We start from the raw sequence: 20,157 nt of genomic DNA, 5'->3' as shown, positions 1-20,157 counted from the left end.
CCCTCATCCTTTATACGGGGGACGGGGTTTCATGCGGGCCACGCGTCTGCACATGGACCCGACACCGGAACACCCCGCCCGGTTTCAACTTCGGGTGCTGGCAGGTCTCCCGGCTTGCGGATGTCAGAGGCGGGCCTCTGTCGGATGTCCCGCCTTCCCGGCCTATTAGGCCAGTGGCTTTGGGCACCCTCTCCGGTCACGGTCGCGGGGGCGGCTGTGCTTGGCGGAATAACCGCTGGCACATTCCCTTTTCATCCATCCGGGGATGGACACCAACGCATGCGACATGCGGCACGAGCAGGGGGCTTGTCAAGCACGACTGGGGTTTGAAAACCCGCTACGTCAGAAAAGCGACTTGCCGAAGTCAGTCAGCGGCATCCGATGCGATCCGATCACGCAGCGAGGCGCAATTCAGCCCGGCCGTCGCAGATGATTCAGCACTTCTCAGTTTGGCAATCAAGTAGTGCGGTTGTGTAAATGGAATCGCTGGACCCGCAATCGCAACATGCATCTGATACTGAACTTTAGGCGTCCGAAATTGCGAAAGCAGCGCAGAAAGCTAAGTGCTTGGAAATAAATGGAGGCGAGTACCGGAATCGAACCGGTGTACACGGATTTGCAATCCGCTGCGTCACCACTCCGCCAACTCGCCTTTTCAAGTAAAATCAAATACTTGCCGTGGTGTGATCGGCGTTTTAGCAGCTTTCGACAGGAGCGTCCAGAGGGGGGAGCGCAAATTTCAGGGCCGGGTGCCAACTTAGTCTTTGGTTGCGACGTTGTATCTTGTGAAGATTGGAAAGTTTCCGTGTCTGGGCCGTTGCCGGTTTTTCAAGGATGTGGCAGAACTCAATCACCCAAGGGAGCAAGATGAGCGATCCAATGACAGATTTCGCAGCCCGCCGCCGGACGATGGTCGATACGCAGATACGTCCTTCTGATGTCACGAAGTTTCCCATCATAGACGCGATGCTGACCGTCAAGCGCGAGAATTTCGTGCCGGACGCGAAGCGCGAAGCGGCATATGTCGAGGGATTGATCGAACTGGGTGATGGGCGCTGTATGTTGGAGCCGCGGACCCTAGCTAAGATTCTGGACATATTGAACATTTCGAACGACGAGTCGGTTTTGGATATTGCTCCGGCCTTGGGGTATTCGACGGCAGTCGCCGCGCGCATGGCACAGCTGGTTGTTGCCGTGGAGGAAGATGAAAATCTGGCGGCCGAATCTCAGTCTATCCTGATGGAGGCGGAGGCTGACAATGCGATTGTCCATGTCGGCCCTCTTGAACAAGGTGCCCCCGAACATGGGCCCTATGACGTGATTATGATCCAGGGTGGTGTGGAACAGGTTCCGGATGCGTTGATCGCGCAGCTTAAGGACCATGGGCGAATTGCGTGCCTTTTTGTCCAAGGTGCACTGGGGATCGTCCGTATCGGCCATAAATCTGGGGATCGGGTGACTTGGCGGGACGCGTTTAATGCCAATGCACCGATTTTGCAGGCATTTTCCACGGACCGTGTATTTTCGCTATAGTTTTATGGCGGATTGTTCTGCCGCCTTGATTAGTTGAACACAAACGCGCAAACTGTCGGCAGAGCAGCGTAATTTTGATTTGAGAGGATTTCGTTATGAGTTCTATGGCGGGAGGAAAGCTGGTCAAGGCGCTGGCGCTGACTGCGGGGGTCGCACTTAGCTTTGTACCGGGACGGGCCGTTTGGGCCGACAATATTACTGACGCATTCATTGGCGCGTACAATACCAGCGGGTTGCTGGAACAGAACCGCGCATTGTTGCGTGCGGCGGACGAAGACGTGGCAATTGCATTGTCAGCGCTTCGACCGATCATCAACTGGACGGTCGCGATTAGCAGCAACTATAACCGTCGCAACGTCAGCGATGTGGTGACAAGAACCGACCCGAACAACTTCTTTACGGGGCTGACCCTCAGCCAACTGCTCTACGATGGTGGGGCCGCTGTTTTGGGCAAGCAATCGGCGCAAGAAACGGTGCTGTCGACCAGGCAGACCCTTGTTGATATCGAACAGCAGGTTTTGTTCCGCGGTGCCAATGCGTATCTCGAAGTGCTGCTGCAGGAAGAAACCGTACAGATTCGCCTGAACAACGTCGATGTATCGGCCGAGGAACTGCGCGCATCGCAGGACCGGTTTGATGTTGGCGAAGTCACGCGTACGGACGTTGCGCTGTCACAAGCCCAGCTTGCAAGCTCGCAAGCTGATCTGGCCGTTGCACGCGGTAACCTCGACACGGCGCGGGCGGAATACGTGAATGCCGTTGGCAAATCGCCCGGACGCACAGCTGGTCAACCGAGCCTGCCAAATCTGCCAAGCTCGGAACCGCAGGCCGTCAGCCTGGCGCAGCGAAACCACCCCGCCATTCTTTCGGCACAGCATCAGGTGCGTGCCTTCGACCTGATCGTTGCGCAACAGCGCGCCAACCTGGGTCCGAATGTCAGCCTGAACGCCGACGCCGGTATCACTGAGACCTATGACAACGATGACAATATCGAAGACGGCAGTGTTTCGCTGAACTTCAGTCAGCCGATTTACGCTGGTGGCCGTTTGGCCGCAAGCGTGCGCCGCGCCATGGCTACACGGGATGCATCGCGCGCCAACCTGTTGAATGTGCAGAAAGATATCACTCAGGGTGTGACAGATGCCTACGCCCGTTTCCAAGCCGCGTCAGCAAGTTTGCGGGCGTCGACCGAACGGGTGCGCGCATCGCAGGTGGCATTTGATGGTATCCGCGAAGAAGCTACTTTGGGTGCCCGGACCACGCTGGATGTTCTGAACGCACAGCAGGATTTGCTGGACGCGCAACTGGCCGAGGTTGCATCGCGGATCGAGCGATCGCGGGCCGCATACCAGTTAGTGCAGGCACAGGGCCTGTTGACCGCCGAACGTTTGGGACTGGCCGTGCAGATCTATGATCCGACGCTGTACTATAACCTGGTCAAGAAAGCGCCGGCTCAGGTCAGCAGACAAAGCAAGGACCTGGATCGCGTTCTCAAAGCGTTGCGTCGCGACTAAGGGCCAATACTATCTGTTGTGACGACCGGTTTGTTTGGCTACACTCAATCCTGAGGATAGAGCGGTAGAGAACAATGACGGAAAAAGTCGTGAACGGCAGAGTAGAGGACGTGCTGTCCTCGATCAAACGGCTAGTCGGTGAAAGAGGTGAGCAAACCTCGGAGTCGGCGCCTTCAATCGCCCGCAAGCCCGGGCGATTGGTACTTACCGATGCATTGCGAGTCGGCGGAACGTCCAGCATTCAGGACGGCCCGGAGAATGAAGCAGAGGTCAAAGCAGGCTACACGGCCGACGCGTCGGTCAAGCCGATGCTTCTGCGCGCGTGCGACATCGTTAATCGTGAAGACCCCGCCAACAAAGAACAGGCCGCGCCAGAGCCGCCCAAAAACCCGACCAACAGTCTGAGCGCAAAGATCGAAGCCCTAGAAGCGGCGATTGCACGCACTGAGGACCAGTGGGAGCCGGATGGCGAAAGCGAAGACGAGTACTCCGGTACTCCGGCGAAGGCCCTTGAATTCAGCGCGCGCAAAGAATTTACGGATACCGAGGGAAAGAAAGCCGAACCCACTCAGGCAAAGGCCAAAGAAGCTGTCGCGACGACCAAGGCAACTTTCGTTCGCGACCCCGAGGTGATCACCGCACCACCTGTTCACCCAGTCGAAGCAGCAGCGGAAGATTCAGCGATAGCTGGTATTAGCGAAGACGCATTGCGCAAAATGATCGCTGAGGTTGTCCGTGAAGAATTGCAGGGTGTTTTGGGCGAACGTATCACCCGCAACGTCCGTAAGATGGTCCGGCGCGAAATCTACAAAGCCCTGGCCGAGCAGGACCTCGAGTAACACTCAGACGCTTTTGGGCGTTTCTGCAAGCGCCAGAAGGCGGTCCAGATCCATATTTTGTTCAAGGTGGTCGGCCAGCGCGTTCAACGTATCTTCGACCCCGTCTTCATAGGCCAGGTCCGAGGTCACGCCCAATCGCGACAGGTAAGTCGCGCGGAATGCGTCCGAACTGAAGATACCGTGCAGGTAACTACCGCGGATACGACCAGAGGCGTTTGCAGCACCTTCTGGTCGCCCCTCGACCTCTAGCCAAGCGCGGGCGCAATCAGGGCCTTCGGTACGGCCCATGTGGATTTCGTAGCCCAACACCGGTTCTCCTCCGTTAAGGGCGCGGGCCGAAGTGAGCGTTACCTGTTTCTTCCCTGCCATCACGGTCTCAACATCCAGCAGGCCTAACGCTTCAACAGTTCCCGGTTGTCCGTCGACGCCATCCGGATCAGCGATTGTCTTGCCCAGCATTTGATAGCCGCCGCACAGGCCCAGAACATGGCCGCCCCGGCGGACATGGGCATATAGGTCGATATCCCAGCCCTGAGCCCGGAAATAAGCCAGATCGCCAATGGTGGATTTGCTGCCGGGCAGCAGTACCAAATCGGCATCACCGGGCAGGGGGCGTCCTGCTGGCACGATCTCGACCGAGACACCGGGTTCGGCAGACAAAGGGTCGAGGTCGTCAAAATTTGCCATGCGTTCTAACTGCGGAACAACCACCTTGCAGGCCCCGCCAGAGTGGGACCGGATATCCATCATATCCTCGGCTGGCAGTTTCCACGCATCATGGAACCAGGGAACGACGCCCAGACAGGGCCATCCGGTACGCGCAGCGATTTCATCGCGACCATCATCGAAAAGGGATACGTCGCCCTTGAACCGATTGACGGCAAAACCCCGGATCATATCAAGATCACCTGCATCCAATACCGCCTGGGTGCCTACGATCTGGGCAATGACACCCCCGCGGTGAATGTCACCCACCAGAATAACGGGTACGCCTGCAGCGCGCGCAAATCCCATATTGGCGATGTCACCCTTGCGCAGGTTGACTTCGGCCGGGCTGCCCGCGCCTTCGATCAGGACAAGATCCGCGTCGCTGCACAAGCGGTCAAAGCTTTCAAGCGCTGCGCCCAGCAGTTTGGATTTATCCTTGCGGTAATCGCCCGCTTTCATCGTGCCTGCGCGTTGGCCTTGTACGATGATCTGAGCACCAGTGTCGGTTTCCGGCTTCAGCAGAATCGGGTTCATGTCTGTATGCGTCGCACGCCCCGCCGCCAGCGCTTGCAAAGCCTGTGCGCGCCCTATCTCGCCGCCATTTTCGGTGACGGCGGCATTGTTCGACATGTTCTGTGGTTTGAACGGTGCAACACGTAACCCGCGCCGGGTGAAAGCCCGCGCCAGACCGGCCACTAGAACCGATTTCCCGACATTGCTGCCGGTGCCCTGAATCATGATGGACCGAACCATGGCCTGTCTCCTATGTTGACGCGCAGATGACCTGATTTGCGGGCAAAGGAAAAGCCAAAGTTGAACACGCCAGCGCATCTTTTGATCGGAGCTGCCGCCTTTGCCCGCCCAGCCCAGGGACGTATCCTGTGGGCGGCTCTGTTGGGTTCGCTATTGCCGGACCTGTCGCTTTACCTGATGGCGGGCACGTCCCTTTACGTACTTGGGATTCCCGCAAGCGTGGTCTTCGACCAGCTTTATTTTTCCGACGGCTGGCAGACCGTGTTTGCTATCGACAATTCCTTTGTCCTTTGGGGGGGTGCCTTGCTTGTCGGGGTATGGATGCGCTGGAAGGTTTGGACCGTTGGGACGTCCGCCGGGTTGCTGCATCTTTCGATGGATTTTCTGTTGCATGCCGGGGACGGGCGGCCACAGTTTTGGCCAATCAGCGATTGGGTGTTTCACAGCCCCGTCAGCTATTGGGACAGCTCGCATCACGCCTTATGGGTGGCGCCAATTTCGGCCGTGCTTTGTGTCACGTGTTACGCCATTTTGTGGCGTCGCGGCTTGTCCATCTGGGCGAAAGCGTTCTTTGCCCTGCTGCTGATGGCCGAACTGTGGGTCGCGCGGCAGTGGCTGTTGTTCTTTTGATTGATGGCATAAGAATAAGAAAAGCGCGCTCCCAGCTAGGGAGCGCGCTTTTTCATGCGAAAGTCACCTTGGATCAGGCGGCTTCTGCTTGTTGGGCCGCGTTGCGACGTTCGCTTTCTTCACGCGACAGCGCAACCGAGGTGCGCACACCACGTCCAACGAACTCCATCAGTCCGCCAACAACGCGCTCATTCGGGTCGATACCCGCGCAGGACAGGACCTCGCGACCATCACGAGAACGCGCCCAGCGGGCGATTTGTTCCGGACCATTGCCATATTTTTTGTCATCGGCAATAGCGTCATCCAGCGCAGCCAGTACGACAGCCGCGAAAAGTTTGCGTGCACGATTGCCTTGCTCGTTGTTAAAGGCAGTGCCGTCAACGAAATCTCTCATCTCGTCTTCCTTGTTGTTCTTGCTCTTGCATTTTCGGCGTGACGGTTCTTATGACCGATTAAGTGCGATTCGGATACACTTAAAATGCATAGTTGCGTTGCGTCATTTGCATAGCTTGCTGCAGGTGCAGCACTAAGTCTCGTCATCTTGTCAGGTGTGTTCCCGCCAGATATAGGAGCGGGAACTGACGCATCAACCGTTTGTGAAGGATTTAAGTCATGCCCAAGATAAATGGGAACGAAATTCGCCCCGGAAATGTGCTTGAGCATAACGGCGGGCTATGGGCTGCAGTCAAAGTTGACCACGTAAAGCCCGGTAAAGGCGGCGCTTTTGCACAGGTCGAACTGCGCAATCTGCGCAATGGTTCGAAATTGAACGAGCGGTTCCGCTCGGCTGACAAAGTGGAACGCGTGCGTCTTGAGCAGAAAGATCAGCAGTTTCTGTACGAATCTGACGGCATGCTGGTTTTCATGGATTCCGAGACATATGAGCAGATCGAATTGCCTGCGGAACTGCTGGGCGAACGCCGCCCGTTTCTGCAGGACGGCATGACAATTGTCGTCGAATTTTATGAAAGCGAAGCTCTGAACGCCACGGTGCCTCAGAAAGTGACCTGCAAGATCGTTGAGACCGAGCCTGTGGTCAAAGGTCAAACCGCCGCGAATTCGTTCAAGCCGGCCATTCTGGACAACGGTGTCAAAGTCATGGTGCCGCCATTCGTCGGTCAGGATGAGATGATCGTGGTGAACACCGAAACCATGGATTATTCCGAACGCGCCTAACCACGCGTTTGCCAGAGTAAAGAAAAACCGCGTGGACCCGTGCCGCGCGGTTTATTTGTCAGCTGCCCCGTCTGATTTGGCGATACCGTTCGGGGTTGGGGCCAAACAGTTCAAGCATCAGTTCATACTTAATGCGATTGGCGCTGACCTGCCGGTAAAAGGCGATCAGGAATGCCGTGGGGCCCTGAATGCGGCTGAGACCGCTTGTGGCGGCGACCACAGTGCCGACATCCGTTTTCCCGTTCAGAACCAAATAGCCGCCCAACATCAGGACGCCGACGGTTCCGGCTCCGTTTATGACGCTCAGTAGAAACTTGGCCGAAAGCTTCCAGATGAACATCTTGCGCCGTGTTTCGTAGATCTCGTCGAACTGCGCCTCAACCTCGCGCGCGATTTCGTTGATCCGCTCGACATTCAGCTTATCGTTGGCTCCGCGTAATATCCGGACACGTTCGGCGACAAATACATTCACCTTGCGTTGGGATACCAGCACGATGATGATCTGCGGCACGATCATCGAAAAGGCGATCATGCCCAGCCCCGGTTGTGTTGACGAGATATAGCCGATCACACTGATCAACGTGCCGATCTGAACGACCGGGTCCGAGAAAGCGCCGCCCGCGAATTTCCCCAGCTCTTCTGCCTCGGCTGAAATCGCCGTGGTCATCGTGCCCTTGCGCATCGTTTCGCCCGAGACATTGATATCTGAGGCACGCAGCAGCAGCCTTTGGCGGATCATGCGGATCAGATCTTCGCCCAACGTTCCTGCGCGATAACTCAAAAGCCACTTTAGGGCGAGGCTGAGTAGGATGACGGACATCATTCCAGCACCCAGGTAGATCAGCTTGTCCGTAGTTACGTCGGCAGAGGTCAGGTGGTTGATGATGTCGCGCTGAAACTCCAGCGGAACTGCAGCCAGACCCGCGATTGCGATGGACAGAACGATAAGGATGATCTGCCGCCCGGCGCTGGCGCGCCAGATTGCCCTGTATAGCTGGAACATACGTGCATCCGGATTGCTGAATTCAAACCAGTGTGACAGCGCGCTTGGCTATGTTCAAACCAAACCAAATCAGTCGGTTGCTCAGCCGTGCCGGTTCGGCAACACGTCAAGTGTCCAACTGTATGGTGGCGTCACCGGCCTGCATGTCGTCACCCACGCGGTCCAATCGCAAATAGGCGATCCCGCGGCCATTGGATTGGGTGAACAATGTACCCGCCGGTTTTCCGCCGGAAGTAATCGCAGTTCCAACCGCCGCAGACCCAGCGACGCTAACGCTGCGCAGACCCTTGCGCAGTTCAGTCTTGTGTTTCATCCGCGCGGTGACCTCTTGCCCGACATAACAGCCTTTCTTGAAGTCCACGCCGTTTAGCGCCTCGAACCCGGCCTCAAGGATATAGCTTTCGGGTGTCAGTTCGATTCCAGTTTCCGGAATGCAGTGTCGCACGCGGATTTCATCCCAATCTGTACCGTCGTCGCTTTCCGCACCCGCTGTAAAGGCCCGCCAGCCCATATCCGGGTGCCTTGGGTCGGGCAGGGCACCTTCGGGCGCAGGGCCAGTGCCGCGCTGCAGGTTCAGGCCGCTGTCTTCGATGCTGACATCTGCACGCAGCTTGTACATGCCCAACCGTTTGGCAAATCCATCGGCAAGGCCTTCGGCAACATCCAGCAAAACCGCGTCACCCTCGCGCTTCAGAAAGAAGTCCGCCAGGTATTTGCCTTGTGGGGTCAGCAGGGCGGCGTAGACCAGCCCATTGTCCAACCCTGCGATGTCGTTGGTGATCAACCCTTGAAGAAAGCTGTCGGTGTCCGAGCCGCTCAGGCGCAATATACGGCGGTTGGGCATCTGGGTTGTCCTCGTCTTTTCCTCGGACCTCGTGATATAGGGGTTTCCGCTGCCATGACCAGAGGGTTTCCGCCGTGCCTGCGCCGATTAGCATCGTTATCCCGACCCTGAATTCGGACGGGAACCTTCCCGCGACCCTTGCGGCCTTGATGGAGGGCCTGCATGCGGGGCTGATCCGCGAATTGATCGTCTCGGACGGAGGGTCGGCCGATCAGACTTTAAAGATTGCAGATGAGGCCGGGGCTGAGATCGTGACCGGGCCACCTTCGCGCGGGGGGCAATTGGCCCGAGGATGCGCCGCAGCCAAAGGGGACTGGCTGCTTGTTTTGCATGCCGACACGGTTTTGCAAGCGGGGTGGGGTAAGGTTGTAGGCGACCATCTTTTCACCGGAACCCCGGCTGCTTTTCGCTTGGCGTTTCGGGCGTCAGGCTTTGCGCCGGCATGGGTGGCGGGTTGGGCCAATCTGCGCAGTCGTCTTTTTGGCCTGCCATATGGCGATCAGGGCCTGTTGGTCCCGAGTGAGATGTATCGAAAGGCGGGGGGCTTTCCTGATCAACCCTTGATGGAGGACGTCGCTTTGGTCCGCAGTTTGCGCGGCATCACTTTGCTGCCCAGCCGGGCAGTTACGAGCGCGGATCGCTATGAGCGTGCGGGCTGGTTGTGTCGGGGAGGGCGGAACCTGTGGACTCTGACGCGGTATTTTCTGGGGGCAGATCCTGCGAAGCTGGCGCAGGACTATCGGCGCTGAGCGACGCGCGCAGCTCGACCACAGATTTGCCCAGACGGAACGGCGCCGCGAAACTGACCAGACATAACGCGATGATCTGCAGTACAAGTATATGCGCATTGTCTTGCAGGTATTCCCATTCGTCCTTCAACTTGCCGACCTGTTCCACCAGATCATCATAGCTTTGCGCCAGGATCAGATAGTCTCCGGCAATCGCGGGAACCTTGCGGCGCATGTTGTCGATCGCGGCCTGTGTTATGTCGTCCAGAGTGGTAAAGACTAGGAACTGATCGATGTTGAACGCATCAGCCTTGTCGGCCATTGCGCGCATTTCGTCCTGTTCGTCTTTTGCCTGACTGCCAAACAAAAAATGCAGCCCCTGCAGTGGCGCGACCTCATTTGTGACTGCGATGAACAATGGCAGGTCGGCATTGCTGGCGGTTGAGGCCGACAGGAATTCAACCTTTTCGCACAGAATGGCAGTATCTGGATCAAAGGCCGGGTCGCAAAACCGCAGCCGGAATCGCGCGGCATCGCGGTCAAAGGCCAGCCCGGCGGCGTAAGCGACGTCTATCTGGCGGTCCAGTCGCGAGCTATCCGAAGTGTAAAGCCCGGCCAAAACCGCGACCAGCGCGCCAACGCCACCCAGCACAACCCAGACGAGGTCCGCGAGTTTCCAGGCACGATGCCCGGCGGGTTTACGGAAAAGAAAGGCGGTGCCAATCGATCCAATCAGAAAGAACAGGATCAAAAGCGGCAGTTGGTTCTGGGTCACGAAACTCATGCCTTCAAAGTGACGGCCTGCCATGCGGCTGGCAACACTCCTCACGCTCAGTTGTTCTGTTTGGGTGGTAAAAAGCCGTTATGAGCCCGAGCTTTGACCGAATTTCCGGAACAGTTTGGTGCGGTCAAAAGCTTGTTCCAGCTCATCCGTGCGCTCTTTAACCGAATCCCACAGCCGTTCTTGTACTTCGGCGATGACGCATTCCATCAAAACCAGAATGGCTGCCATGGAGTCCCACGCGGACGGCACGGCAATGCGCGCAGCAAAGGTGTGTTTGGCCAGCCGATGAATGGGTGAGCGCCACTGATCGGTGAACAGAACAATTTCAGCCTCACGTTCATGGCACAGCTGGCCGATCAGCAGTGACGCGTTTTCATATCGGCGAACATCCAGCGTCACCAGCACATCATCTTTGCGTATGTCCAGCAAGTCATGCGTCCACGATGCCGCAACGGGCAGTAGTCGGACATCCGGGCGGATCATCTGCAGGTGCAGGTACAAGTATTGGGCCAGCGTACCGGTGATGCGGCCGCCGGTAATGAAAATGCGCCTGTTGGGGTCACATAACAGATTGCAGAAGCTGTCGAATTCACCGGGGTCAACCTCATCAATCGTGCGTTTCTGATTGGCGAGAGTCTGTTGGGAATACCGGTTCAGGATGTGTTCTTCGGGCAGGTCGTTCTGCCACAGGTCACGCTTGGCGACCGGCCCCGAGATCATCTCTTTCACCTCACCCCGAAGGGCGGCCTGAAACTGCGGATAGCCGTCAAAGCCGGTTTTCTGCAGCATTCGTGCGACGGTCGTGGTCGAAACTGAGGCGGTGCTGGCCAGCTCGGTGATGCTGCCAAGGCCGGCCATGGGGTAGTCGTCCAGCAATACACTGACCAGTTGACGCTCGGATGGGGTCATCTTGTCTTTGTGGGCCAGCAGCCTGTCCGTCACCCGCACGCGGCGTTCCTCCTGCATCTTTTCGATCTTAGTGTGAATAATTTTTCAGCAAGATCAAGAGTGGTGAAATTTATACAGGAAAAATATTGACAGGTTAAGGTCTCTTGTGGAAATTTTTCCACACGCATCTTAATTGGAATCGCAAGGCGGTATTTTGGACTTCGGAACAGTCGTTCACACGGACACAGTAGATGGTCCCCTTTCGGTAATGCTGGTCTGCGAACACGCGTCCAGCCGCGTTCCCGCGTTTTTGGGGGATATGGGATTGCCCGTGGACGCGCTGCAAAGCCACATCGCGTGGGATCCGGGGGCATTGGCCGTGGCCAAGCTGATGGCGGCACGCCTGTCGGCACCGCTGGTGTATGGCGGGGTGTCCCGGCTGGTCTATGACTGCAATCGCCCTCCTGAAGCCGCAGGGGCCATGCCGGCGCGCAGCGAGGACTATCAAATCCCAGCGAATGTCGATCTGTCCGAGGAAGAGCGCGAAAGCAGGATTGAGAGCATCTACCGGCCCTTCAGCAGGGCGCTGTCTGAACTAATCTCTCAAAACGGGGATACGCTTGAACTTATGGTCACGGTCCACAGCTTTACACCAGTCTATCATGGTCAGACGCGTGAGGTGGAACTGGGCATATTACACGGGACGGACGACCGGTTCGCCCAGGCAATGATGATGACAGCACCCGCCGACCAACCCTATGAGACTCGCTTGAATGAGCCGTATTCGGCGGCGGACGGAGTTGCTCATACCCTTGACGCGCAGGCGCTGCCGAACGGGCTGTTGAACGTCATGATCGAGATCCGTAATGACCTGATACAAACGCCCGAGCAGCAAGAGGCGATGGCCGACTGTCTGGCGTCATGGATCGCGCGGACCCTTGCAGAGTTTCAGAAAGGGGGCGCGGCGTGATCAAAGCGATGGCGTCATATGTCCGGATCGTCGATGCGGTCAACTACCGGATCGGACGGGTCATGATGTGGGGCCTGTTCGTGATGATGGGCATCCTGCTGTGGTCCTCGATCTCGAAGACGTTTTTCGTGCCATCGCATTGGACGCTGGAAATGGCGCAGTTCGCGATGGTGACCTATTACATTATGGGCGGACCGTATTCGATCCAGTTGGGATCGAACGTACGTATGGACCTGTTTTATCACAACTGGAGCCCACACCGGAAAGCGTGGTTTGATGCCTTCACGGTGCTGCTGCTGATCTTCTACCTGGGCGTCTTGTTTTACGGTGGGCTCGGGTCAACGGCCTACAGCCTTGGCTATTGGGGCGATGAACCGGTTTCCTACTTCATTGGCCTTCTGACAGGCACAGAGGAAATCGGGCGGCTTGAACGCTCATCAACGGCGTGGCGGCCTTATATCTGGCCAGTAAAAACCATCATGGTGTTCGGCTTCTTCCTGATGCTGCTGCAGGCGATATCGGAATTCTTCAAAGACATAGCCCGGATCAACGGGCAGGAAATCGGGGTCGTGCGGGCATGAGCCAGGAATATATCGCCATCTTCATGTTCGCGTTGATGATGCTGATGTTGTTCACAGGTCAGCGCGTCTTTGGCGCGATTGGCGCGGTGGCTACCATTGCCGCGCTGGCGCTTTGGGGCACAGGCGGGCAGGACATTACGTTCTCGGCCGCGATGAAGCTAATGAAATGGTATCCGCTGCTGACGCTGCCGATGTTTATTTTCATGGGGTATGTGCTCAGCGAAAGCCGGCTGGCGGATGACTTGTATAAGATGTTCCACGTCTGGATGGGGCCTATCAATGGTGGTCTGGCCATCGGCACCATCGGTCTTATGGTGCTGGTCTCGGCCATGAATGGCCTGAGCGTTGCAGGTATGGCCATTGGCGCGACCATTGCGCTGCCGGAACTGCTTCGGCGCGGCTACGACAAGACGATGGTGACCGGGGTCATTCAGGCCGGGTCCAGTCTTGGTATTCTGGTTCCTCCCTCGGTCGTTCTGGTCCTCTATGCGATGATCGCGCGCCAGCCTGTTGGGCAACTGTGGCTGGCGGGGATTATCCCGGGTCTGCTGATGGCTGCGATGTTCATTCTCTACATCTGGATCCGCTGCCGCATTCAGCCCGAGCTGGGACCCGCAATGGAAGACGCGCATGAGGTGCCGCGGGCCGAGAAGATCCGGCTTCTGGGGGCAGGGGCGCTGCCGCTGATCATCTTTGCGGCCATGATGGTGCCGTTTGTGAATGGCTGGACGTCACTGGTCGAAAGCTCGGCGATCGGAGCGCTGACCGCTCTGGCTGTGTCCGTCATCAAGCGCCGCATGACCTGGAAGATTTTCGAAGACTGCACCAAGCAGACGTTGGCCATTTCCTGCATGTTCATGTGGATCATTCTGGCCGCGCTGGGCTTTGGGGCCGTATTTGACGGTCTCGGCGCGGTGAAAGCCATCGACAATCTGTTCACCGATCAACTTGGCTTGTCGCCCTGGATGATCCTGATCCTGATGCAGCTGAGCTTTATCGTCATGGGCACGTTCCTGGATGACACGGCAATGCTGGTCATCGTGGCACCGCTGTATGTCCCGCTGGTCGGCGAGTTGGGCTTTGATCTGATCTGGTACGGGGTGCTTTATACGATCACGACTCAGATCGCTTATATGACGCCGCCCTTCGGGTACAACCTGTTCCTGATGCGCGCGATGGCCCCGCCCGAGATCACCCTGCGGGACATCTATGGCTCGATCTTTCCTTTTGTCGCGGTGATGGTGCTGGCGCTGACAATCATCATGATTTTCCCGGAAATCGCACTGTGGTTGCCCGGGTATGTCTATGGAAATTAACAAGAATGCTCGGTGAACGGGCACAGAAACTTTAACGGAGAGGAATTGACATGACGACAAGACGTAAGTTTCTGAAAACCGCTGGGGTTGGCGTTGCTGCCGCACCACTGGCGACGCCTGCCTTGGCGCAGAACACGATCACATGGCGGATGCAGACCTATGCAGGTCCTGCGCTAGCTGAGCATGTAATTGATCCTGCGATCAAGATGTTCAACCAGATCGCCGGTGACCGGATGCAGATCGAGCTGTTCTATGCTGATCAGCTGGTACCGACGGGTGAGCTGTTCCGCGCGATGCAGAAAGGCACCATCGACGCGGTTCAGTCGGACGATGACTCGATGGCATCACCGACCGAAGTCACCGTGTTCGGCGGCTATTTCCCATTCGCTTCGCGGTATTCACTGGACGTGCCCGTGCTGTTCAACCAGTGGGGCCTGAACGAGATCTGGGACGAAGAATATTCCAAGGTCGGCGTCAAGCACATCAGCGCCGGTGCATGGGACCCATGCCACTTTGCGACCAAAGATCCGATCAACTCGCTGGCGGATATGAAGGGCAAGCGCATCTTCACATTCCCGACTGCGGGTCGCTTCCTGTCACAGTTTGGCGTCGTGCCGGTCACCCTGCCGTGGGAAGACATCGAGGTTGCAGTTCAAACGGGCGAACTGGATGGCATCGCTTGGTCGGGCATCACCGAAGACTACACTGTTGGCTGGGCCGATGTGACCAACTATTTCCTGACCAACAACGTGTCGGGCGCCTGGGCGGGTCACTTCTTTGCCAACATGGATCGCTGGAACGAACTGCCCGAAGACCTGCAGACCCTGTTCAAGGTCTGCTGTGATCAGTCACATTACTACCGTCAGTGGTGGTATTGGGGTGGTGAGGCCAACCTGCGCGTCAACGGCACGAAGATGCAATTGACCTCTATCCCGGACGAAGAATGGGTGACCGTTGAGGAAGCTGCCGTGAAGTTCTGGGACGAAGTTGCAGCTGAGTCCGAGACCAAAGCGAAAGTTGTCGACATCTTCAAGCGTTACAACGCCGAGATGCTGAAGGCCGGTCGGCCCTATCGTTACACCTAAGAAACCCTTCTTCCCGACGCGTGGGGCACCCCGTGCGTCGGGATTGGACATCAATAAGCGACACCATTTATGCTCTCGTCTGTTCCAAGAATAGAAAAACAAAACCGGAAGCACATTTGTGCGCACCGGTCAGACGAGGTTTGAACATATGGCTATCGCGAGCTTTTTGATTGAGATTTTTGCCGCAACCATGTTGCTGCTATTTGCCGTACGCTTGGTTCGTACCGGTATCGAACGGCGTTTTGGTGCGCTGTTCCAGTCGATCCTGACGCGCCACTCCAACAGCTTTGTTGCGGGTGGGGCAGGCATGGTTCTGGCCACGATCCTGCAAAGCTCGGCCGCCGTTACGGTTTTGCTGACAGGTTTCGCTGCGGCAGGGATGGTGACGTTTGGGATGGCGCTGGCGGGTGTGCTGGGTGCTGATCTGGGCGCCGCGCTGGTCATTCAGGTTCTGTCCTATGACCTAGGCTGGCTTCAACCCGCATTGCTGGCTTTGGGCGGCTGGCTGTATCTGAAATCCGAACGGTCGAATGTCCGGCTTATGGGGCGGATCGTTCTGGGCGTCGCCTTTATCCTGATCTCGCTTCAATTCCTGCGCGAAGCAGTTGAGCCGATCCGCGAAAGCGCGTTTTTGCCCGCAATCGCGGGGTATCTTGAGACCGATTATTTCAGCGCCTTCATTGTCGGCGCAGTGCTGGCCTTTGTCATGCACAGCTCGGTCGCAACGATCCTGATGTGCGTGGCCTTGGTTCAGATCGGTGCAATTCCCTTTGCCGCCGGGTTGTCGCTGGTGCTGGGAGCAAATCTGGGTTCGGCCTTTATTCCAATGTGGCTGACGCGCGATATGACCGTCTCAGCCCGGCGTATTCCTCTGGCCAACCTCTTATTGCGGGGAAGCGCGGCGCTGGTAATGCTGATCGTCGTGAATGTTGGCGGGTTGCAAGAGGCGCTATTGGTGACGAGCCCGGCGCAGTCTCTAATTTTTGCACATATCGGTTTCAATTTGGCTGTATTCCTGCTGGCCACAGGCTTCGTGAACCAGTTGGAACAGCCGATGGCCCTTCTGATGGCGGAGCCCAAAGCCGAGGCCAATGCGCTGGATCAGTTTTCGGATGCGCTGACACCGCTGGGGGACCCCAGCGGCGAAAGGGCCAGCGTTGCGATGTCCTCGGTGCGTCACGAGCTGTTGCAGATGATCACGCAAGTCGAGCGTATGTTCCGGCCCGTTTTGGATATCTACGAACAGGATGACAGTGACGCGATTTCAGCGCTTTGGCAGCAGGACGAGCGGGTGAATACGCAACTGACCGAGATCCGCCGTTTCGTCGCGCGCATGCCGCGGCAGAATATGAGCAAAGGGCAGATCAAAGCCGCACGAGGGTTGGTCGAATATGCCATCCGTCTTGAAGCTGCGGGCGATGTCGTCTCCAACCGGATGACCCGGACGGCGCAGATCAAACACACCGAACGTTCGGAGTTCTCAGCGCAGGGCTGGAAAGAGCTGAAAGATTTGCACGCGGCCATTCTGGAAAGCTTCTCGCTGGCGCGTCACGTGCTGTTGGTGGACGACATGGATTGTGCCCGACGGCTGGTGTTGGACAAGGCCGAGGTCAAGCGGATGTCCCGCAATAGCCGCAAGGCGCACCTCAAACGGTTGGAGCGCGGTCAGACTGAGAGTTTCCAGTCCTCCGATCTGCACCTGGAAACGCTGCGGTCCATGCGTGATCTGCATGGGCACATCGCCGCCATCGCCTATCCGATCCTCTACAAAAGCGGTCAGGTTCTGGAAACGCGCCTGGTGATGGAAATGGAAAAAGAAGCCAACGATGACTGACGGCAGGTAATCGAAACCGAGGTCTCTGTAAGTGACAAAGGATACCAATGATGGGCAATGATGCGATTTTGGCTGATCTGAAAGCCAAATTCGAGGCGGGCGAGGTCGACACGGTGCTGGTCTGCATGGTGGACATGCAGGGCCGCCTGATGGGTAAGCGGTTTCACGCAGGCCATTTCGTGGCGGGCGCATGGGAAGAGACACATTGCTGCAACTACCTGCTGGCCACAGATCTGGAGATGGCGACACCCGACGGCTATGCCTCGACCAGTTGGGAGCGGGGTTATGGCGATTATGTCATGAAGCCGGACCTGAGCACGCTGCGCCCAGTGCCGTGGCTGGAAGGCACGGCGATGGTGATGTGCGATGTGCTGGATCACCACACCCATGAAGAGGTTCCACACGCGCCTCGGTCTATTTTGAAGAAGCAGGTCAACCGGCTGAAGGCCATGGGCTATGACGCGATGTGCGCCACCGAGCTGGAGTTTTTCCTCTTTGAGAAGAGCTTTGACCAGATCCGCAAGGAAGGGTTCCGCGATCTGGAGCCGATCTCGGGCTATAACGAAGATTATCACATCCTTCAGACCACCAAGGAAGAGCATGTGATGCGCCCGATCCGCAACCATCTGTGGAATGCGGGGATTCCGGTTGAGAACTCGAAAGGCGAGGCCGAGACCGGGCAGGAAGAGCTGAACATCAAATATGCACCGGCGATGGACACGGCCGAATACCATTCGATCGCCAAGAACGCGGTGAAAGAGATCGCCTGGCAACACGGTCACGCGGCGACATTCCTGCCGAAGTGGCACCATGACAAGGTGGGCAGCTCGTCCCACGTGCATCAGTCGCTTTGGGCGGATGGCAAGCCGGCGTTTTATGATGCGGATGACGCGTTGGGTATGTCGGCGCTGATGAAATGCTATATGGCTGGTTTGTTGAAATACGCCGGTGACTATACCTATTTCATGGCCCCCTACATCAACAGTTACAAGCGCTTCATGAAGGGCACCTTTGCGCCGACACGGATTATCTGGTCGGTGGACAACCGTACGGCTGGCTTCCGTCTGTGCGGCGATGGGACGAAGGCCGTAAGGGTTGAGTGTCGTATTCCGGGATCAGATATGAACCCGTATCTGGCGATGGCTGGCATGTTGGCCGCCGGGATTGCCGGTATTGAAGAAGGCCTGGAACTGCAATCGCCCACCACCGGTGATGTCTATCAGGGAGACACCGGCATGATCCCCGGCAATCTGCGCGCAGCACGGGATGCGTTGCACGGGTCATCGATGCTGCGGGCAGCCATGGGCGAAGAGGTGGTCGATCACTATACCCGCGCGGCGGAAGTCGAGATCGAGGAATTCGAGCGGGTTGTGACGGATTGGGAAATTGCCCGAGGGTTTGAGCGGGCTTGAGATTGGGTCCGGCTGGGGGCTTCGCCCGCCGCCATTGGCGCTCGAACCAATGGCGCACCAATGGCAGCCCCCGGGATATTTGTGGCTAGATGAAGCAGGGTTCCTGTTTCTTTCGGAATTGGAGTGGATATGGGGCAGATGTTGAAATGTGTCTCGCCGATTGATGGATCGGTTTTTGCTGAACGTGAGGTGTTGTCACGGGATACAGCGTTTGAAGCTGCAGCGCGATCGCGGGCGGCACAGGCAGAATGGGCGGCGCGGCCGTTGCAGGAACGTATCGATCTTGTCATGGCAGGCGTGGCTGCGGTTGGGGCGATGAACGATGAGATTGTGCCCGAGTTGGCGCATATGATGGGTCGTCCGGTACGTTATGGCGGTGAGTTTGGCGGCTTTAACGAGCGTGCGAGCCATATGGCTCAGATTGCCGAGGCGTCTCTGGCTGATATCGCAGTGGGCGAGGATGAAACCTTCAAACGCTATATCAAGCGCATTCCACACGGCGTGGTCTTTGTAGTGGCGCCCTGGAACTATCCCTACATGACCGCAATCAACACTGTGGCCCCGGCGCTGATCGCGGGGAACACTGTGATCCTGAAACACGCCACGCAGACGCTGCTGGTGGGCGAGCGCATGGCGCAAGCGTTTCATTCCGTAGGTATACCCGAAGATGTGTTTCAGAATGTCTTCCTGAGCCATGACGTGACTAATGACCTGATCGCAGGCAATGTGTTCGACTTTGTGAACTTCACCGGGTCAGTAGGTGGTGGCCAAGCTATGGAGCGCGCGGCTGCTGGGACATTCACCGGTGTTGGCACCGAGCTGGGTGGCAAGGATCCGGGCTATGTCATGGATGACGCTGATCTGGATGCAGCGGTCGATACGCTGATCGACGGTGCCATGTTCAACTCGGGCCAGTGCTGTTGTGGGATTGAGCGGATTTATGTGCACGAAAGCCTTTATGACGACTTCGTCGCCAAGGCAGTCGATGTGGTGAAAGGCTATAAGCTGGGCAATCCTCTGGACAGCGATACGACGATCGGTCCGATGGCCAATGTGCGCTTTGCCAAAGAGGTGCGCGCGCAGATTGCTGAGGCCGTTGGGGCCGGGGCGGTGGCTCATATCGGCACGTTCCCCGAAGACGATGGCGGGGCCTATCTGACACCGCAGATCCTGACCAACGTCACCCATGACATGCGGGTGATGCGGGACGAGAGTTTCGGCCCTGTGGTCGGCATTATGAAAGTGTCTTCGGACGACGAAGCCATCGCCTTGATGAATGACAGTGAATTTGGTCTGACCGCCAGCCTGTGGACCCGCGATGTAGAACGGGCCGCACGCGTGGGCGATGCGATCGAAACTGGAACCGTGTTCATGAACCGTGCCGATTATCTGGATCCGGGCCTTTGCTGGACCGGCTGCAAGAATACCGGCCGCGGCGGCGGTTTGTCCGTCATTGGCTATCACAACCTGACACGTCCTAAATCCTACCACCTGAAAAAGGTCACGGGCTAAGGGCAACGGCCTGCCCGGTTCAGACCCCCTCGGCCGGGCAGGTCTCA

General features: G+C 57.3%; 18 protein-coding genes, 1 tRNA gene, 1 pseudogene and 1 riboswitch. Of the genes and pseudogenes, 13 read left to right on the top strand and 7 right to left on the bottom strand.

What is annotated here, in order from left to right; all coding sequences use genetic code 11:
* Positions 1-82: 82 nt before the first annotated feature.
* Positions 83-292: riboswitch (cobalamin riboswitch) on the bottom strand.
* Between the two features lie 286 nt (positions 293-578).
* A tRNA-Cys gene (locus tag AC2FJE_RS13580) sits at positions 579-652 on the bottom strand.
* Positions 653-879: 227 nt separating this feature from the next.
* On the opposite strand from AC2FJE_RS13580, the gene AC2FJE_RS13575 reads away from it, so the two are divergent.
* The 3 genes from AC2FJE_RS13575 (at position 880) to AC2FJE_RS13565 (ending at position 3,886) form a co-directional block, all read left to right on the top strand.
* Positions 880-1,533: a protein-L-isoaspartate O-methyltransferase family protein gene (locus tag AC2FJE_RS13575; RefSeq protein WP_496754786.1), complete on the top strand. Its 654-nt coding sequence runs from the start codon at positions 880-882 to the stop codon at positions 1,531-1,533.
* 95 nt (positions 1,534-1,628) lie between these two features.
* Complete coding sequence (locus AC2FJE_RS13570; protein ID WP_282119905.1) at positions 1,629-3,047, top strand: TolC family outer membrane protein; 1,419 nt, start codon at positions 1,629-1,631, stop codon at positions 3,045-3,047.
* A gap of 74 nt (positions 3,048-3,121) precedes the next feature.
* Complete coding sequence (locus AC2FJE_RS13565; RefSeq protein ID WP_496754643.1) at positions 3,122-3,886, top strand: hypothetical protein; 765 nt, start codon at positions 3,122-3,124, stop codon at positions 3,884-3,886.
* A 3-nt stretch (positions 3,887-3,889) separates the two neighbouring features.
* Here the strand turns inward: AC2FJE_RS13565 and AC2FJE_RS13560 are convergent, their stop codons facing one another.
* A complete protein-coding gene (locus AC2FJE_RS13560; protein ID WP_496754641.1) occupies positions 3,890-5,347 on the bottom strand; it encodes a cobyric acid synthase in 1,458 nt (485 codons plus the stop codon).
* A gap of 60 nt (positions 5,348-5,407) precedes the next feature.
* On the opposite strand from AC2FJE_RS13560, the gene AC2FJE_RS13555 reads away from it, so the two are divergent.
* Positions 5,408-5,977, top strand: coding sequence for a cobalamin biosynthesis protein CobQ (locus AC2FJE_RS13555; protein ID WP_496754639.1), 570 nt, complete (start codon positions 5,408-5,410; stop codon positions 5,975-5,977).
* A gap of 73 nt (positions 5,978-6,050) precedes the next feature.
* Here AC2FJE_RS13555 and AC2FJE_RS13550 read toward each other — a convergent pair whose 3' ends face one another.
* A complete protein-coding gene (locus tag AC2FJE_RS13550) occupies positions 6,051-6,371 on the bottom strand; it encodes a DUF6280 family protein (protein ID WP_008757056.1) in 321 nt (106 codons plus the stop codon).
* 218 nt (positions 6,372-6,589) lie between these two features.
* Between AC2FJE_RS13550 and efp the strand changes: the two genes are divergently transcribed.
* Positions 6,590-7,153 carry an elongation factor P gene (gene efp / locus AC2FJE_RS13545; RefSeq protein ID WP_058274164.1) on the top strand — a complete coding sequence of 188 codons (564 nt, stop codon included), beginning with the start codon at positions 6,590-6,592 and terminating at the stop codon, positions 7,151-7,153.
* A gap of 58 nt (positions 7,154-7,211) precedes the next feature.
* On the opposite strand, the gene AC2FJE_RS13540 is transcribed toward efp, so the two are convergent.
* Together AC2FJE_RS13540 and ygfZ are read right to left on the bottom strand one after the other, a co-directional pair.
* On the bottom strand, positions 7,212-8,156 hold the full coding sequence (locus tag AC2FJE_RS13540; RefSeq protein WP_282169222.1) for an ABC transporter transmembrane domain-containing protein: 945 nt from the start codon (positions 8,154-8,156) through the stop codon (positions 7,212-7,214).
* Positions 8,157-8,262: 106 nt separating this feature from the next.
* On the bottom strand, positions 8,263-9,000 hold the full coding sequence (gene ygfZ, locus AC2FJE_RS13535; RefSeq protein ID WP_496754636.1) for a CAF17-like 4Fe-4S cluster assembly/insertion protein YgfZ: 738 nt from the start codon (positions 8,998-9,000) through the stop codon (positions 8,263-8,265).
* A 74-nt stretch (positions 9,001-9,074) separates the two neighbouring features.
* Here ygfZ and AC2FJE_RS13530 point away from each other — a divergent pair, with 74 nt between their 5' ends.
* A complete protein-coding gene (locus tag AC2FJE_RS13530; RefSeq protein ID WP_496754634.1) occupies positions 9,075-9,749 on the top strand; it encodes a TIGR04283 family arsenosugar biosynthesis glycosyltransferase in 675 nt (224 codons plus the stop codon).
* A 7-nt stretch (positions 9,750-9,756) separates the two neighbouring features.
* Here AC2FJE_RS13530 and AC2FJE_RS13525 read toward each other — a convergent pair.
* A pseudogene (locus tag AC2FJE_RS13525) lies at positions 9,757-10,512 on the bottom strand (hypothetical protein); the annotation flags it as partial.
* A gap of 78 nt (positions 10,513-10,590) precedes the next feature.
* The gene (locus AC2FJE_RS13520; protein ID WP_108860251.1) at positions 10,591-11,478 is read right to left on the bottom strand and encodes a MurR/RpiR family transcriptional regulator; all 888 of its coding nucleotides are present in this window, start codon (positions 11,476-11,478) and stop codon (positions 10,591-10,593) included.
* A 136-nt stretch (positions 11,479-11,614) separates the two neighbouring features.
* Here AC2FJE_RS13520 and AC2FJE_RS13515 point away from each other — a divergent pair, with 136 nt between their 5' ends.
* The 7 genes from AC2FJE_RS13515 (at position 11,615) to AC2FJE_RS13485 (ending at position 20,110) form a co-directional block, all read left to right on the top strand.
* On the top strand, positions 11,615-12,370 hold the full coding sequence (locus tag AC2FJE_RS13515) for an N-formylglutamate amidohydrolase (protein WP_496761047.1): 756 nt from the start codon (positions 11,615-11,617) through the stop codon (positions 12,368-12,370).
* Entirely contained in the window at positions 12,367-12,951 is a 585-nt protein-coding gene (locus tag AC2FJE_RS13510) for a TRAP transporter small permease subunit (RefSeq protein WP_496754631.1), read from the top strand. The genes AC2FJE_RS13515 and AC2FJE_RS13510 overlap by 4 nt, the downstream gene beginning before the upstream one ends.
* Positions 12,948-14,267 (top strand): TRAP transporter large permease, encoded by a 1,320-nt coding sequence (locus AC2FJE_RS13505; RefSeq protein WP_282169226.1) that lies wholly within the window; start codon positions 12,948-12,950, stop codon positions 14,265-14,267. Before AC2FJE_RS13510 ends, AC2FJE_RS13505 begins: the two co-directional genes overlap by 4 nt.
* 50 nt (positions 14,268-14,317) lie before the next feature.
* A complete protein-coding gene (locus AC2FJE_RS13500; protein ID WP_058274157.1) occupies positions 14,318-15,352 on the top strand; it encodes a TRAP transporter substrate-binding protein in 1,035 nt (344 codons plus the stop codon).
* 148 nt (positions 15,353-15,500) lie between these two features.
* Positions 15,501-17,186 carry a Na/Pi cotransporter family protein gene (locus tag AC2FJE_RS13495; protein WP_496754629.1) on the top strand — a complete coding sequence of 562 codons (1,686 nt, stop codon included), beginning with the start codon at positions 15,501-15,503 and terminating at the stop codon, positions 17,184-17,186.
* Between the two features lie 50 nt (positions 17,187-17,236).
* Positions 17,237-18,598, top strand: a complete 1,362-nt coding sequence (locus tag AC2FJE_RS13490; protein WP_496754627.1) for a glutamine synthetase family protein — start codon at positions 17,237-17,239, stop codon at positions 18,596-18,598.
* A gap of 129 nt (positions 18,599-18,727) precedes the next feature.
* Positions 18,728-20,110, top strand: a complete 1,383-nt coding sequence (locus AC2FJE_RS13485; RefSeq protein ID WP_496754624.1) for an aldehyde dehydrogenase family protein — start codon at positions 18,728-18,730, stop codon at positions 20,108-20,110.
* The last annotated feature ends 47 nt before the right edge of the window (positions 20,111-20,157 follow it).

This window comes from Ruegeria sp. CDSC002 (assembly GCF_059610905.1).
Note: the sequence above shows the minus strand (reverse complement) of the source record. Positions and strands in the feature narration are given on the sequence as shown.

What these genes read in the sequence shown, in the direction of transcription:
- AC2FJE_RS13575 (WP_496754786.1), top strand. Translation starts at nt 880, where the DNA reads ATGACAGATTTCGCAGCCCGCCGCCGGACGATGGTCGATACGCAGATA.
- AC2FJE_RS13570 (WP_282119905.1), top strand. Translation starts at nt 1,629, where the DNA reads ATGAGTTCTATGGCGGGAGGAAAGCTGGTCAAGGCGCTGGCGCTGACT.
- AC2FJE_RS13565 (WP_496754643.1), top strand. Translation starts at nt 3,122, where the DNA reads ATGACGGAAAAAGTCGTGAACGGCAGAGTAGAGGACGTGCTGTCCTCG.
- AC2FJE_RS13560 (WP_496754641.1), bottom strand. Translation starts at nt 5,347, where the DNA reads ATGGTTCGGTCCATCATGATTCAGGGCACCGGCAGCAATGTCGGGAAA.
- AC2FJE_RS13550 (WP_008757056.1), bottom strand. Translation starts at nt 6,371, where the DNA reads ATGAGAGATTTCGTTGACGGCACTGCCTTTAACAACGAGCAAGGCAAT.
- efp (WP_058274164.1), top strand. Translation starts at nt 6,590, where the DNA reads ATGCCCAAGATAAATGGGAACGAAATTCGCCCCGGAAATGTGCTTGAG.
- AC2FJE_RS13540 (WP_282169222.1), bottom strand. Translation starts at nt 8,156, where the DNA reads ATGTTCCAGCTATACAGGGCAATCTGGCGCGCCAGCGCCGGGCGGCAG.
- ygfZ (WP_496754636.1), bottom strand. Translation starts at nt 9,000, where the DNA reads ATGCCCAACCGCCGTATATTGCGCCTGAGCGGCTCGGACACCGACAGC.
- AC2FJE_RS13520 (WP_108860251.1), bottom strand. Translation starts at nt 11,478, where the DNA reads ATGCAGGAGGAACGCCGCGTGCGGGTGACGGACAGGCTGCTGGCCCAC.
- AC2FJE_RS13505 (WP_282169226.1), top strand. Translation starts at nt 12,948, where the DNA reads ATGAGCCAGGAATATATCGCCATCTTCATGTTCGCGTTGATGATGCTG.
- AC2FJE_RS13500 (WP_058274157.1), top strand. Translation starts at nt 14,318, where the DNA reads ATGACGACAAGACGTAAGTTTCTGAAAACCGCTGGGGTTGGCGTTGCT.
- AC2FJE_RS13495 (WP_496754629.1), top strand. Translation starts at nt 15,501, where the DNA reads ATGGCTATCGCGAGCTTTTTGATTGAGATTTTTGCCGCAACCATGTTG.
- AC2FJE_RS13490 (WP_496754627.1), top strand. Translation starts at nt 17,237, where the DNA reads ATGGGCAATGATGCGATTTTGGCTGATCTGAAAGCCAAATTCGAGGCG.
- AC2FJE_RS13485 (WP_496754624.1), top strand. Translation starts at nt 18,728, where the DNA reads ATGGGGCAGATGTTGAAATGTGTCTCGCCGATTGATGGATCGGTTTTT.